Origin of the sequence: Lysinibacillus telephonicus, assembly GCF_039654155.1 — a bacterium.
GTDB classification, from domain to species: Bacteria; Bacillota; Bacilli; order Bacillales_A; family Planococcaceae; genus Ureibacillus; species Ureibacillus telephonicus.
Map to the genome: position 1 here is coordinate 4,457,956 of NZ_CP155468.1, position 15,295 is coordinate 4,473,250.

14 protein-coding genes are annotated in these 15,295 nt (G+C 35.3%); 5 read left to right on the forward strand and 9 right to left on the reverse strand.

Annotated features, from left to right (window positions below; all coding sequences use genetic code 11):
* Nucleotides 1–97 precede the first annotated feature (97 nt).
* On the reverse strand, nt 98–451 hold the full coding sequence (locus MKY04_RS21590) for a DUF779 domain-containing protein (RefSeq protein WP_126292362.1): 354 nt from the start codon (nt 449–451) through the stop codon (nt 98–100).
* A gap of 51 nt (nt 452–502) precedes the next feature.
* Entirely contained in the window at nt 503–2,023 is a 1,521-nt protein-coding gene (adh, locus tag MKY04_RS21595; RefSeq protein ID WP_126292363.1) for an aldehyde dehydrogenase, read from the reverse strand.
* A 205-nt stretch (nt 2,024–2,228) separates the two neighbouring features.
* On the opposite strand from adh, the gene MKY04_RS21600 reads away from it, so the two are divergent.
* A complete protein-coding gene (locus tag MKY04_RS21600) occupies nt 2,229–3,440 on the forward strand; it encodes a polysaccharide deacetylase family protein (protein WP_346235106.1) in 1,212 nt (403 codons plus the stop codon).
* A 93-nt stretch (nt 3,441–3,533) separates the two neighbouring features.
* Nucleotides 3,534–4,235, forward strand: coding sequence for a 23S rRNA pseudouridine(2604) synthase RluF (gene rluF, locus MKY04_RS21605; RefSeq protein ID WP_126292365.1), 702 nt, complete (start codon nt 3,534–3,536; stop codon nt 4,233–4,235).
* A gap of 94 nt (nt 4,236–4,329) precedes the next feature.
* On the opposite strand, the gene MKY04_RS21610 is transcribed toward rluF, so the two are convergent.
* The 7 genes from MKY04_RS21610 to MKY04_RS21640 all read right to left on the reverse strand — a co-directional run bounded on the left by MKY04_RS21610 (nt 4,330) and on the right by MKY04_RS21640 (nt 11,499).
* Nucleotides 4,330–5,037, reverse strand: a complete 708-nt coding sequence (locus tag MKY04_RS21610; RefSeq protein WP_126292366.1) for an ABC transporter ATP-binding protein — start codon at nt 5,035–5,037, stop codon at nt 4,330–4,332.
* A complete protein-coding gene (locus MKY04_RS21615; RefSeq protein ID WP_126292367.1) occupies nt 5,037–5,813 on the reverse strand; it encodes an ABC transporter ATP-binding protein in 777 nt (258 codons plus the stop codon). The genes MKY04_RS21610 and MKY04_RS21615 overlap by 1 nt, the downstream gene beginning before the upstream one ends.
* A complete protein-coding gene (locus tag MKY04_RS21620; RefSeq protein ID WP_126292368.1) occupies nt 5,810–6,748 on the reverse strand; it encodes a branched-chain amino acid ABC transporter permease in 939 nt (312 codons plus the stop codon). The genes MKY04_RS21615 and MKY04_RS21620 overlap by 4 nt, the downstream gene beginning before the upstream one ends.
* An 11-nt stretch (nt 6,749–6,759) precedes the next feature.
* Nucleotides 6,760–7,635 carry a branched-chain amino acid ABC transporter permease gene (locus MKY04_RS21625; protein WP_126292369.1) on the reverse strand — a complete coding sequence of 292 codons (876 nt, stop codon included), beginning with the start codon at nt 7,633–7,635 and terminating at the stop codon, nt 6,760–6,762.
* A gap of 155 nt (nt 7,636–7,790) precedes the next feature.
* Nucleotides 7,791–9,008 carry an ABC transporter substrate-binding protein gene (locus MKY04_RS21630; RefSeq protein ID WP_126292370.1) on the reverse strand — a complete coding sequence of 406 codons (1,218 nt, stop codon included), beginning with the start codon at nt 9,006–9,008 and terminating at the stop codon, nt 7,791–7,793.
* Nucleotides 9,009–9,512: 504 nt separating this feature from the next.
* Nucleotides 9,513–10,181, reverse strand: a complete 669-nt coding sequence (locus MKY04_RS21635) for a YdeI/OmpD-associated family protein (RefSeq protein ID WP_126292371.1) — start codon at nt 10,179–10,181, stop codon at nt 9,513–9,515.
* Nucleotides 10,182–10,221: 40 nt separating this feature from the next.
* Nucleotides 10,222–11,499, reverse strand: a complete 1,278-nt coding sequence (locus tag MKY04_RS21640) for an ATP-binding protein (protein ID WP_246020118.1) — start codon at nt 11,497–11,499, stop codon at nt 10,222–10,224.
* Nucleotides 11,500–11,699: 200 nt separating this feature from the next.
* Between MKY04_RS21640 and psiE the strand changes: the two genes are divergently transcribed.
* From psiE to MKY04_RS21655, 3 genes are all read left to right on the forward strand, one after another.
* Nucleotides 11,700–12,149, forward strand: a complete 450-nt coding sequence (gene psiE, locus MKY04_RS21645) for a phosphate-starvation-inducible protein PsiE (protein WP_126292372.1) — start codon at nt 11,700–11,702, stop codon at nt 12,147–12,149.
* 132 nt (nt 12,150–12,281) lie between these two features.
* Nucleotides 12,282–13,520, forward strand: coding sequence for a sialidase (locus MKY04_RS21650; RefSeq protein WP_346235107.1), 1,239 nt, complete (start codon nt 12,282–12,284; stop codon nt 13,518–13,520).
* Between the two features lie 307 nt (nt 13,521–13,827).
* Entirely contained in the window at nt 13,828–15,213 is a 1,386-nt protein-coding gene (locus MKY04_RS21655) for an amino acid permease (protein WP_126292373.1), read from the forward strand.
* Nucleotides 15,214–15,295 lie beyond the last annotated feature (82 nt).

Below are 15,295 nucleotides of genomic sequence, written 5' to 3' on the forward strand. Positions count from 1 at the left end.
TATCATTAATTTACATTCTAACAAATTCCAGTTCCAAAGTTTGGAAATTAAAAACCCCCTGCCAGATATCTCTAGCAAGGGGAGTTCACTAATTCTTCTATTTTAATTGAGCCAACTCTTCTGAAGTAAACGCTCGCGATCTTGTTAAAAAACGTTTTCCTTCTACACCTTCCAACGAAAACATACCACCGCGACCATCTACTACATCAATAATGAGCTGAGTATGTTTCCAATAGTCGAATTGACTTTTATGCATATAAAACTTTGCGCCTCCAATTTCACCTAACAGGACGTCTGCATTTCCAATGATTAAATCGCCTTCTGGATAGCACATTGGTGATGATCCATCACAACAGCCACCAGATTGATGGAAAATAATCGGACCATGTTTTTCCTTTAGCTTATCAATAAGTGCAAGTGCGTCATCTGTCGCAACCACTCGCTTTACCACAAGCAGCGCCCCCTTACCCAATCAATTTCGCCTTGGCGTAATTGCATAAAATTAGAAGAAGCCAAGCTTATTTGGACTATAGCTAACTAGTAAATTTTTAGTTTGTTGGTAATGCTCAAGCATCATTTTATGGTTTTCACGGCCTACACCGGACATTTTGTATCCACCGAACGCTGCATGTGCAGGGTATGCATGGTAACAATTCGTCCATACACGACCAGCTTGAATCGCACGGCCAAAACGATAAGCTGTATTCATATCGCGTGTCCAAACGCCCGCACCTAAGCCGTAAAGTGTATCATTAGCGATTTCAAGTGCTTCTTCCTTTGTTTTAAAAGTTGTTACTGCAACAACTGGACCAAAAATCTCCTCTTGGAAGATTCGCATTTTATTATTACCTTTAAATACTGTTGGCTTGATGTAATAACCGGCTGCAAATTCTCCACCTAGCTCGTTGCGCTCGCCGCCAGTTAACACCTCTGCGCCTTCTTGTTTACCGATATCTAAATAAGATAGAATTTTCTCCATTTGCTCATTTGATGCTTGGGCACCCATCATTGTATTCGGATCTAACGGGTTTCCAGTTTTAATCGCTTCTACACGTTGTAAAACTCTTTCCATAAATTTATCGTAAATAGATTCTTGGATTAATGCACGAGAAGGACAAGTACATACTTCTCCTTGGTTAAGGGCAAATAATACGAATCCTTCTACTGCTTTATCTAAAAATGCATCGTCTTCTTCCATAATATCTTCAAAGAAAATGTTTGGTGACTTACCGCCTAACTCTAATGTTACTGGAATAATATTTTGAGATGCATATTGCATGATTAAGCGGCCAGTTGTTGTTTCACCAGTAAATGCAATTTTGCCGATCCGAGGATTTGAAGCAAGTGGCTTACCCGCCTCTAAACCAAATCCGTTGACAATGTTCACAACACCTGGCGGCAATAAATCTTCAATTAACTCCATTAGCACTAAAATAGAAGCTGGTGTTTGTTCAGCTGGCTTTAGTACAACACAGTTTCCTGCTGCTAGCGCTGGTGCTAGCTTCCAAACAGCCATTAAAATCGGGAAATTCCAAGGGATAATTTGACCAACAACACCAATTGGTTCATGGAAATGATATGCCACTGTATCTTCATCGATTTGGCTGATGCCGCCTTCTTGTGCACGAATTGCACCTGCAAAGTAGCGGAAATGATCTATCGCCAATGGTAGATCGGCATTCAATGTTTCGCGAACTGCTTTTCCATTTTCCCAAGTCTCTGCAACAGCTAATACCTCTAGGTTTTCTTCAATACGATCAGCAATTTTGTTTAAAATATTTGCTCTCTCATTAACAGATGTTTTTCCCCAAGCATCTTTTGCTGCATGTGCTGCATCAAGAGCAAGTTCAATATCTTCCTCTGTTGAACGTGCAACTTGTGTAAACACTTTACCTGTAACAGGCGTTACATTTTCAAAATATTGTCCTTTTACAGGTGGTGTCCACTTGCCCCCAATGTAGTTGTCATAGCGTTCTTTGAAGTTTACAATTGCTCCTTCTGTGTTTGGAAATGCATAAACCATTGAAAATTCTCCCCTTTAAATTTATAAATTAATACCTTTTTTCGCGAAACCAAATTTATAAAAGGTATTTATATTATCTTATTATTTGAAATGATAGATTATTCGAAAAGTCCTTACTATTTTTCATTCTATTAATAATATGGTTACTTTTCTTAGAAGAAATTGTAAAATAATATTTGTAGCAAATTTCAGGGAGGTCTATCCATTGCGCTTTAAAATATTCATAACCTATGTGTTGCTGTTCTTCTTTGCTTTTACTCATAGTCCATCTTCTGCAAATGAAATGGTAGATTCAAAGATAGAAATTACACATGATGTAACAGGTCAAATAAAATTACTTAGCGAAGAACAAATTAATTACATAAAACTTTTAAAAGGAAACCAATATTACGCAACATCAATTGATGATAAGTACTGGGGAATTCAAATAGGAAATGGCAACATAATCATTCCAAAGCAATACACAACCATTGTTGATGGAGATCTTATAAAAAACACCGCTACAAGCCAAGTTGAAGTTATTTCCATTAAAAATGCCAGCATCTATTCCGAACCGACTAGACATTCTAAAGAAATAGCACAGCTTGTAAAAGATATGCGTATTAGTACAAACGGATTAAATGGTAATTTTTACGAAATCAATATCGGAGGGCAGAAAGGGTATGTTCATAAATGGGACGTCCAAGTGGACAACGGAATTCCTATTTTAATTTATCATCACTTAGTAGTTGATCAGGAGAATTCTATTTTCAAAGATAGTACATCCGTTTACGACATTGATTTATTTAAAGAACAAGTAAAATATTTAAAAGAAAATAATTACTTTACTATTTCTTTAAAGGATTTAGATTTGTGGATGCAAAAGAAACATGCTCTTCCTGGCAAAGCAGTTGCACTTACCTTTGATGATGCAAATTTATCTGTGGAGAAGCTTGTATATCCAATTTTAAAGGAAAATAACATGCACGCTACTACTTTTGTTATTGGGAACCGAGTTAAAGAAGAAATACAAACTTTTAATATGAATTCCTTCCAGTTTGCAGGTTTTAATGAACTACGAAACATATTAGATGTCTTTGATCTTGAATATCATACATATGCATTTCATGAGTTTAATAGCAAAACAGGACGTTCTATATTGCAAGATGCATCTCCAGAAGAATTTTTAGAGGACTTTGTCAATTCAAAAAATGTAATTAAAACTGTTGATTCGTCTTTAGAGCCAAGCTATTTTTCTTATCCATATGGAAAGTATATTAGTAAATATGAGGCAATCCTTTTACAAAGCGGCGTGTCCCTTGCTTTTCTAAATAAGGGAGGAAAGGCAACAATTGATAGCCCACGATTTTATGTCCCACGTGTACCAGTTCAAGCTAAAATGACATTGGACGATTTTATCAACGCCATTCAAAATTAATGAATGACGATTTCTACTTACGACAACACTAGTAAGGTCAAAAGTTTTTTTCTATTGTATACTGGTGATATTCTAAACTTATTAGGAGAATTTATGCGTATCAATAAATTTTTAAGTGAAACTGGAATTGTCTCTCGCCGTGGAGCAGATAAATGGGTTGAAGAAGGAAGGATCACCATAAACGGCGAACTTGCTACAGTTGGAAGTCAAGTAAACGAAGGAGATACTGTTTGCGTTGACGGCAAGCCTGTAAAAAAAGAAGAGGACCTTGTCTATATTGCCTTAAACAAGCCAGTTGGAATCACAAGTACAACTGAAAAACATATAAAGGGAAATGTTGTTGATTTTGTCGGGCATTCAAAACGAATTTTCCATATCGGTCGTCTTGACAAGGATTCTGAGGGCTTGCTGCTTCTAACCAATGATGGGGATATTGTTAATGAGATATTACGTGCAGAAAATCAGCATGAAAAAGAATATGTCGTACAAGTAGACAAGCCCATTACTGATAAATTTTTAAAGCAAATGGCATCTGGAGTTGAAATTTTAGATACTAAAACGAATCCATGTTATGTAGAAAAAATTTCGTCACATGTATTTAAAATTATTTTAGAACAAGGCTTAAATCGGCAAATTCGCCGCATGTGTTCCGCCCTTGGCTATTCAGTCAAACGTTTGCAGCGAATCCGCATAATGAATATCCACCTGGGAAATCTTAAGGTTGGACAATGGCGTGACTTAACTGAAAAAGAAAAAACAGAACTATTTAAACAACTAAATTACAAACAAAAATAAAAAAAGTGGGAGGCGTTAAAGCTCTTCCCACTTTTTTTCATTCTGTACAGAAAGCGTCAGCGACAGGCACAACTTCACCAAGCCGTAATTGATTTTACAACCCTCCAAGATAAGCCGCTTTAACTTGTTCACTTTCTTGAAGTTCTTTCGCCGTACCTGACAACACAATTTTACCTGTTTCTAAAACATAAGCACGGTCTGCAATTGAAAGTGCCATGTTCGCATTTTGTTCTACAAGTAAAACAGTTGTCCCTTGGCTGTTTACTGTTTTAATAATTTCAAAAATCTTTTTTACGACAAGTGGCGCCAATCCCATTGATGGCTCATCCATTAATAACAGTTTCGGCTTTGCCATTAGTGCGCGTCCCATAGCTAACATTTGCTGTTCCCCACCGGATAAGGTCCCTGATAGCTGTTTGCGTCGTTCATCTAAAATTGGGAACAATTCATACACATAGTCTATATCCTTTTTTATACCATCACGATCATTGCGTAAATATGCGCCTAATTCCAGATTTTCTTCTACCGACATATTTGAAAATACACGGCGGCCTTCTGGTACATGTGAAATACCACTTTTCACAATAGTCTGCGCAGGTTTACCAGCAATTTGTTGTGTTAAGTATAAAATATTGCCGTTCTTTGGTTTTAAAAGACCTGATAATGTTTTTAAAAGCGTCGATTTCCCTGCACCATTCGCCCCTATAAGTGTAACAATCTCACCTTCATTTACTTCTAAGGAGATATCTTTCAATGCGTGAATATTTCCATAAAATACATCAATGTTGTTTACTTTTAGCATTAATCAATAACCTCCTCACCAAGGTAAGCCTCAATTACTTTTGGATTATTTCTAATTTCTTCAGGTGTTCCGTCCGCAATTAGTTGACCATGATCAAGTACATAAATTCGCTCACAAATCCCCATAACGAGGTGCATGTCATGCTCGATTAATAGAATCGTTAAATCAAATTCTTTTCGAATAAATGCTATCAATTCCATTAGATCATGCGTTTCTTGAGGGTTCATCCCTGCAGCGGGTTCATCAAGTAAAAGAAGTTTTGGATTAGCCGCAAGTGCACGAGCAATTTCTAAACGACGCTGCATCCCATAAGGTAAATTTTTAGCCAACTCGTCTTTATAAACATCCAAACCAAAGATTTTTAAAAACTCAATAGACTCCTTTTCCATCTTCGCTTCCCCTGCAAAGTGGCTTGGTAAACGTAAAATGGAAGCAAGCAGCGAATGTTTCGCCAGATTATGGTTTGCAACTTTTACGTTATCAAGTACTGATAAATCTTTAAATAAACGAATGTTTTGGAACGTACGGCTAATACCCAGTTTCGTTACTTGGAATGGTTTAAGTCCATTTAGCTTTTTCCCATCAAAAGTAATCGTACCTTCAGTTGGTTGATATACTCCTGTTAACATGTTGAAGGTTGTCGTCTTCCCAGCACCATTTGGCCCGATTAACCCAATTAATTCACCTTTATTTAAATACATATTTACATTTTGTACCGCTTTTAAGCCTCCAAATTGAATGCCGACTTTCTCTGCTGTTAAAAGAAGGTTACTCATACTTTAGAACCTCCTTTTTTACCAAACTTGAATAAAGAAGTAATTTCTTTTGTTCCCATTAATCCTGTTGGACGATACAACATAACAATAATTAATACTAAAGAATAAATAATCATACGTGTTTCTGGGAAGTTTGCTAAATATGCAGAAACTATTGTTAAGAAGATCGCTGCAATTGTAGCACCTGAAAGACTTCCTAACCCACCTAATACAACGTAAATTAAAATATCAAATGACTTTAAGAAGTTGAATGTTGTCGGTTGAATAATGAAGAAGTTATGTGCATAAATAGCTCCTGCAACTCCTGCAAAGAATGAACCAATCGTAAAGGCTACAACTTTGTAATATGTTGTATTGATTCCCATTGCATCTGATGCAATCTCATCTTCACGAATTGAAATACATCCTCGACCGTGACGAGAGTTGGTAAAGTTAGCAATCACCAAAATTGTAATTACTACACCAACAAAAGCATATGTCCAAGTCGTCATATTAGTAACGACCATACCAGCAGCTCCACCAACATAATCAACGTTTAAGAAAATAATTCGGATAATCTCAGCAAATCCTAATGTTGCAATCGCTAAGTAATCTCCTTTAAGTCGCAATGATGGGATACCTACTAGTAGCCCTGCTAACGCAGATATTACAGCACCCATAATAATTGCTACTGGCAATGACAATCCCAGCTTCATTGTTGCTATTGCACTAATGTAAGCCCCTACAGCCATAAATCCTGCATGACCAATAGAAAATTGTCCTGTGACCCCAATAACAATGTGTAAACTTACAGCAAGCATAATGTTAATACACATTTGGATTAATATATTTTGATAATAAAGATCTAGTATTCCGCCTGAGATCATGCCCTGTACGACTGCATAGATTACTAGTGCTAAAACAAGGAATCCCCAAAAGGCTTTAGACTTTTTCATATACCAGTCACCTACACTTTCTCACGGGCGTTTTTACCGAATATACCCGATGGTTTCAAAATTAGAATTAAAATTAGAATAACGAATGCTGCCGCATCACGCCATAACGAATAGCCTAATGCACTTACGATTGTTTCCACTACACCTAGTACTAAACCACCAACCATTGCTCCAGGGATGCTTCCGATTCCACCAAGAACCGCTGCAACGAAGGCTTTTAACCCTGGCAGCACTCCCATTAAAGGCTCAATTCTCGTGTAGTATACACCGAAAATAACACCTGCAGCACCAGCTAATGCCGAACCAATTGCAAAAGTTGCTGAAATTGTATTATCGACGTTAATTCCCATTAAACGCGCTGCATCCGCATCATGTGATACCGCACGCATTGCTTTCCCAATTTTCGTTTTATGAACGATAAATTGTAGTAGAATCATTAAAACAATTGTTACCGCTAGAATCATAATCGATTGTGAGCTAATACTTGCACCCAAAATTGAAATTGATGTATTTGGCAATACTTCTGGATATGCTTCTGGTGAAGCTCCACGGAAGAAGATTACTGTATATTCGATTAATAGCGAAACTCCAATTGCAGTAATTAAAGCCGCAATACGAGTTGCATTTCGTAAACGTTTATAGGCAACACGTTCAATAATAACCCCTATAATCGCACAAAGTAACATCGAAATAATTAACGCTGGGAAAAAGCCTAAATCCCATCTTGCAATTGCATAGAAGCCAATAAAGGCACCAAGCATAAATACGTCGCCGTGGGCAAAGTTAATTAACTTGATGATTCCGTATACCATTGTATATCCCAATGCAATTAAGGCGTAAATACTACCAAGTGATATACCATTTACCAGCTGTTGTAACCATTCCATACATTCACACTCCTTTTTTATTTAATATCTCTTAATCTTTGAATCTATGTACACATAACCAATTATCTATTGTGTGAAAATTGAAACATTAAGACTGTAAAAAAGGGAGGCTCGGCACGCCCCCCTTGTTCTATTTAAATACGAGGTTCTCGTATTTACGGATTAACTTTAGAGTTGAACTGTTGATTGCCGTCTACATATTCTAGAACTGTTGCTGATTTAACTGGGTTGTGTTTTTCGTCAACTGAGAATGTACCTGTAATTAAACTTAAATCTTTTGTTTCAGCTAAAGCTTTTTGAATTGCTTCGCCATCTGTTGATCCAGCACGTTCGATAGCATCTTTAATAAAGTAAACAGTGTCATATCCAAGAGCATGGAATGCGTTTGGCGACTCGCTATATTTTGATTCAAATGCTGTTACAAAACCTTGAATTGTTTCATCTGGATCTTGAGCTGAATAGTGGTTTGTAATAAATGTATTGTTAAGAGCTTCAGCACCTGCAAGTTCTACTAGAGTTGGAGAGTCCCAACCATCAGCCCCCATAAGTGGTGCTTCAATTCCTAATTCACGTGCTTGTTTAACAATTAACCCTACTTCTTCATAGTATCCAGGAATAAAGATAAACTCTGGATTTGCTGATTTTAGACGAGTTAATGTTGATTTGAAATCTGTATCTTTAGCAACATATGCTTCTTCTGCTACTACAGTGCCACCATTTTCTTCAATTTGCTGTTTAAATGATGCAGCTAAGCCTTTTGCATAGTCTGAAGAGTTGTCCGCGTAAATTGCAACATTTTTTGCCCCAAGTTCATTTGTTGCAAAGTTTGCTGCTACAATCCCTTGGAATGGGTCAATGAAGCATGTACGGAATACAAAATCATTGATTGTTCCATCTGCGTTTTCTGTTACGTTAGGTGCCGTACCCGAAGCTGTAACAGTTGGAATTTTGTATTGGTTTGCGATTTGAGCTGTTGCAATTACGTTACCAGAAGTTGCTGGAGCAATCATTGCTGTTACTTTATCTTGTGTTGCTAGTTTAATAGCTGCATTTGTAGCTTCTGAGTTTTCGGATTTATTATCAACTGGAACAAACTCAACTTGTTTTCCATCAATACCACCCGCTGCATTAATTTCTTCAATTGCAAGCTCTGCTCCTTGTTTAATTGATGAGCCGTAAGAAGCAACCGCACCAGAAAGTTCTAGGTTTCCACCGATTTTAATTACTTCACTGTTTTCACCACCACCAGTTGAGCTTCCACTGTTTGTAGAAGTCCCTTCTTCACTGGAACTGCAGGCAGCTAATGCACCGACAATTAAAGATGATGCTAGAAAAATAGATGCAAATCTCTTTAAACTTTTCTTTTCTGTCATACTTTTTTCCCCCCACATTGATGATTCGTAAGATATAGATATTTCTGATAATTATAATAAATAGATCACATTACATCAATAGGTAATCTAAATATTCTGAATTATACAGTCATTCTGAAATCTATAATGATTTGACTTTATGATTGTAAAACATTCTTTTTATTTAGTCTAGTGTGATTTTTTAGTAAATTTAGAGTTTTATATAAATTTATAATAATCTTAATACAAAATTGATGATTTTATTACAATTTCCAATTTATTTCAAATTTAAATAATAAAATAATAACTGTTTAATTTTTTCTTTCTTATGATTTATATGCAGTTTATACTAGAAGTTATTTTAAAATATAAAAAGTAGAGAGCTTTATTTTTTACTCTCTACATTTATCAGGATCAATTTGTTCTTTTTACGACTCTATATTTTCAATTTAATATTTTAAATTTTTTAGTTTAATTTCCGACAACCTGGGAAGTTTTACTTTCAAGGAGATCCTATACCAAATATTATTTTTTTAGTCTATATAAATCTCGGCTTTTATAGCCTTCACCTAAAATCTGTTTCATTTCATCGCGGCGTTTTGCTTTTGTAGCTTCTTGCTTTGCACTGTAAACATAACGGGCCCAATCTTTTTTATATCCAGGGGTCAATGATTGGTAAAATGCTAATAATTCCGGGGCATCTTCTAAGTCTTTTTCAATTTGCGGTATTAAGTCAATATAATCATCCACACATTGGCTTGCCTTTGTAGACGTACCTTTTTTCGCTTTAGAATCCTCTTTTAAGCCGACAACTGTAAATATATCATCCAATGCAACCATGCGTGAAAATTTAATATTACTATTTAGGACATAGCCTTCCTCATCTGCACCTAATCCAGACAATAAATCGTCGCGATGAATATAAGTTGAATAAACTTTATTATCTTTTTTCGGATAAGCCAAATATAAATACCCTTTATTATCAAGATAGTTTTTTTCTATAATTAATTTCACTATTTTTTTTAATGAATCCATATCTAAGACAAATGCAAAAATTAAATCAAATGTATTTGTACCTAATTCTGTTTCATAATCTTTTAATTCGCTAAAATAATTAGAGTTTGTTGGTACATTTAAAAGTGCTACATTATTATATTTTTGTAATTTTAATTTTTCAACAATCGCGCTAGCCATATATAACACCCCATAAATTTCATTGCTGCTTCTATAGAATTTATTTTGCTAAAGGGAAGTAAATTGTAACAGTCGTTCCTTTCCCTTTTGAGCTGTTAAAGGTCATTTCTCCATTATAATTAGAAACTATATTATTACAAATCATAATACCAAGTCCAGTTCCCTTGCTTTTTAAAGAATAGAAAGGTGTACCGAGCAATTCCAGTTCCTCCGCAGACATTCCTTGTCCCTTATCAGTTATGGTTATTTCGACAAAACCTTCCTTTTTACCGGCCGTGACAGTTATTGAATCTCCACAAGCAGAGGCTTCAATTGCATTTTTAATGATGTTTACTAATAACTGATTGAATTCAATTTTATTTATTTCAATATAACAATCTTCTTCCGCAAAAACTTCAATATAATTTCTGTGTGATAGCCCATATGATTGGAGCAAATCCGTCACACTATGTATAACAAGCTTAACATCTAATTTTTCTGTTGTATTCTCCTTGGATGGTTTTGATAAAGATAATAACTGTGAAATAACTTGTTCTGCTGAGTCTAATTCTTTGATCATTATCGAAAAGTTTTTCTTACCTTTATCATCAATAGCATTATTTTGTTCGTATAATTGTAAATACCCTTTTACAACGGTTAAAGGATTACGAATTTCGTGTGCTACAGCTGCCGCTAATAATCCAGTAGTTTTTAACCGTTCTGAATGTTTCATACTTTCGTAATATAATTGAAGTCTTTTTATTCTCTCCGAGGTAGCATAGAAAATTAAAAATAAAACTAGTTGGCTTCCTAAAAAGTTTATTATGTTTCCTATTAAATCATGTCCAATATATGAATATAAATCTCCATTATCACTAAGCTTAACAATTGAGAATGTAATAGTTGCTAAAAAACTATTTAATATTATTGAGAAATAGAAAAGCTTTGCATCAAAAAATAAAATAGAAATTGCCGGTATGAAGCATAATAAAATAATTGTAGACCCTGTTTCTGGATACAAAAAGAAAAGTAAATAGAAGAAAAGGGCAGATACAATAACGAAGATCAATCTAATGCTACTCGTCCTGAATTTTGGATATAGCAATAGACATACGGATTGTAGGATAGCAAATAGAAGGTGAAGCAAAAATCCAATTTCCAAATTACAAACTCGAGGGTTTAATACAAATAATCCTAATGCTATTGCGACAATTATAAAAAATGTAGATAAATAATAATACTTTAAATTTGTATCCGTCATAAAATCTTTCATATATAACTCCTTTTCTTCAAACCAAAAGTTCAACCATTGTTGCCATGCTCCGATTAATATTAACAATATTAAAGCATTCTTGTTTTCAAATTGCCCCCTCTTAATACCACAAAAAAATCGTCCAGCAACAAAATCTTCTAACTTTTAGCATTTTTCCTTCTAATTAGTGGAAGTGTATCATTATTTTATAAAATCCTTCATACACTAAAATACTTTAAAACTAGTTTTCTTACTTAAAAAATATTATGAATGGAGGAAGAATCGATATGGAAAAAGTAGAATGGAAGATTTCATTAAAAATAATTCCAAAAGTATTACAATGGTTTTTAAACTTTTGTCTTATTGTTTTGGCTTTAATTATGTCGTTTCTTCTCATTATTGAAATTATTGATTTCATTAAGATAATTGTTTCTGCTGGAAAAAGGGACTTTAAACTTTTCCTCGCGAATATCCTTATCTTCTTTTTATATTTCGAGTTTATTACGATGATTGTTAAATATTTTAAAGAAGATTATCATTTTCCACTACGCTATTTTTTATATATCGGTATTACTGCAATGATACGGCTTATAATTGTCGATCATGAACACCCGACTGATACATTAATCTATTCATTAGTGATTTTAATTTTAATTGTCAGCTACTTTATTATTAACATTACCCCTTTAGAGAGGCCGAAGCGCTCTTTGTTTTTTAATAAAAAAGAAGAACAGTAGTTTAATTTATAAACGAGCAACGTTAACTAATCCTCCATCCTTTGCTGGTTTCATTATTAAATCTTTTAATCGTTATTCCCACTTTCAAAGGAGATGCATACACTAGACAAAAACGGAGGATTTTTAAACAAAATGTATATGAATAATGGATATCCCTATTATTATGTGCAATATGTTCCAGCGAGTTATTACCCACAACAATATCCGCAGTTTGTACAGCAACCCCCCCAACAAACTAGAAGACCAAGTGTACAAGAAATTATGCAGACAATTCGCTCACAAAATAGCAACCTTTATACACAATTAGAACAAGCAGGAATGAACCGTCAATTAATCGAAACATTCTTTTTCTATATTGTTAACTTTACAAGAAATCAAGCAAATATAAATATGCCTGCAAGTCAAATCTATAGTCAATTCCAAAGAGAAACACCGTGGTTTAACACTTTAATACGATCAATGAACCTTCCTCTTAATGTAGTTGACCGTGTGTTAACTAGTGTAATTGAAATCGCTATTAATATAATTAGAGGCAGACAGCCAAGCCCTGGCCCTGGTCAAGGCTGGTCAAGTTGGGAAAGCCTTGGTGGGACAATTGTAGGCGCTCCTGCAGTCAGCTCCTGGCAGCCTAATCGTTTAGATGTCTTTGCTAGAGGTACAGACAATGCACTTTACCACATCTGGTGGGACGGCAGCCGTTGGAGCAGCTGGGAAAACCTTGGCGGTGTATTAACATCCCCACCTGGTGCAGTATCTTGGGGACCTAATCGAATTGATGTATTTGTTAGAGGTACTGATAATGCACTTTATCATAAATGGTGGGACGGCAGCCGCTGGAGCGATTGGGAAAACCTTGGCGGTACTTTAACAAGTGGTCCTGCTGCTTCTTCACGTCGTTCAAATCAGCTCGATGTATTTGTAAGAGGAACAAACAATCGACTTTATAAAAAGACATGGAATGGTTCACGTTGGGAAGATTGGGAAGACCTTGGCGGCAATTTAAACTCCGCACCTGCTGCAGTCTCTTGGGGGCCTAATCGCATCGATGTTTTTGCTAGAGGTCAAAACAATGATTTAATTCATAAATGGTGGAGCGGCAATCAATGGAGCGATTGGGAAAGCCTTGGCGGAACTTTAACGAGTGCTCCTACTGTTTCTTCGCGCCGTCCAAACCATTTAGATGTCTTTGTAAGAGGTGCGGGAAATCGCTTATTTAAACGAACTTGGAATGGTTCAAGATGGGATAGCTGGGAGTCAATTGGTGGAAATTTAACAAGTGCTCCTGCTGCAGTCTCTTGGGGACCTAATCGTACAGATGTATTTGCAAGAGGTCAAAATAATGATTTGATTCATATTTATCAAGGACGATAATAATAAATAAAAAATACACAAGACTCTTTTTCCTAGAAGCATGAAATAGTTTAAACCACTCTCTAAAAATTTTAGATCTTCTATTTCAGGGTATAGATAAAGTCAAAATGACTTTGCCTATACTCTTTTTTCAACCTCAAAGAATCATGTTGGCAATTATCAAAATTATAATATTTTAACAATTCGCTATTGTTAGAAAATAACTATTTTTTCGCTAATTTTCGTCAAAAAGTCTAATAATCAATTGACCTACACACACTCTTCATAGTAGTATTTTTTCATAATTAAATTAGAATAGGTGTTGAATTTGTCGAATCTTTTTAGAAAAAAACGTGTAGATGATTTATTAAATAATAGCGGCGTACAACTTAATAAAACGCTAGGAGCATTTGATTTAATTTTACTTGGTGTAGGTGCAATTGTTGGGACAGGAATATTTATACTTCCTGGCACTGTAGCAGCAAGTCATTCTGGCCCTGCTATTATATTTTCATTTTTAATTGCCGCCCTTGTTTGCGCTCTTGCAGGGATGTGTTATTCAGAATTTTCTTCATCAGTTCCTGTAACAGGCAGCGCCTATACATACGGCTATATTGTATTTGGTGAAATTATAGCCTGGTTTGTCGGTTGGGCTTTAGTTTTAGAATATGGTCTCGCAGCCGCTTCAGTTGCTACAGGTTGGTCTTCTTATTTAGTATCATTATTGGAAGGTTTTAATATTACAATCCCAGCCGCGCTGTCTGGTCCTTTTAATCCAGCAGAAGGAACATATATTAATTTACCTGCTATCTTCATTATCATGATTATTTCCTTTTTATTATCATTTGGAATACAAGAGTCAGCAAAGATTAATAAAATTATGGTTTTTGTAAAAGTCGGCGTCATTTTGTTATTTATCATTGTAGGCGCATTTTATGTAAAGCCTGAAAACTGGCAGCCATTTATGCCATTTGGTATGGAAGGCATTATAAATGGGGCTGCTCTTGTGTTCTTTGCCTACCTTGGCTTTGATGCAGTTTCATCAGCAGCAGAAGAAGTAAAAAACCCACAACGCAATTTACCTATAGGTATTATTGGTTCACTATTAGTTTGTTCTTTCCTTTATATTTCTGTTTCTCTTGTTATGACTGGGGCTGCACCATATACACAGTTAAATGTAAATAACCCTGTCAGCTATGTATTACAGCTTGTCCAACAGGATTGGATTGCAGGAATTATATCATTAGGTGCTGTAACAGGAATGATGACAGTTATTCTTGTTATGATTTATGGGGGGTCAAGATTACTCTTTGCACTTGGCCGCGATGGCTTACTACCAAAATTAATGACTAAGCTCAGCCCGAAATATCAAACTCCGACTATTAATACATGGATTTTTGCATTTGCAGTTTCTTTCTGTGCAGGATTCATTCCTTTAGATAGACTTGCAGAATTAGTAAATATGGGAACATTAATTGCCTTTACAATCGTTTCATTGGGAGTTGTTTACTTAAGAAAAAATAAAAACATCCCTTCAGGCGGTTTTAAAGTACCCTTCTTCCCAGTATTGCCGATTCTTTCATTTATCGCATGTTTATTTTTAATTAGCCAACTATCAATGCAAACTTGGATCGCGTGCGGTATTTGGTTTATTGTCGGACTTGTAGTTTATTTTATCTATGGCAAAAAACATAGTACTTTAAATAACCAATAAGAATATGCCTAGAAAGCAAAATTTTTGAACAGCTTTCTAATTCGTTATTATATGTTTTTAAAAGAATTCCTATAGTGGTCAA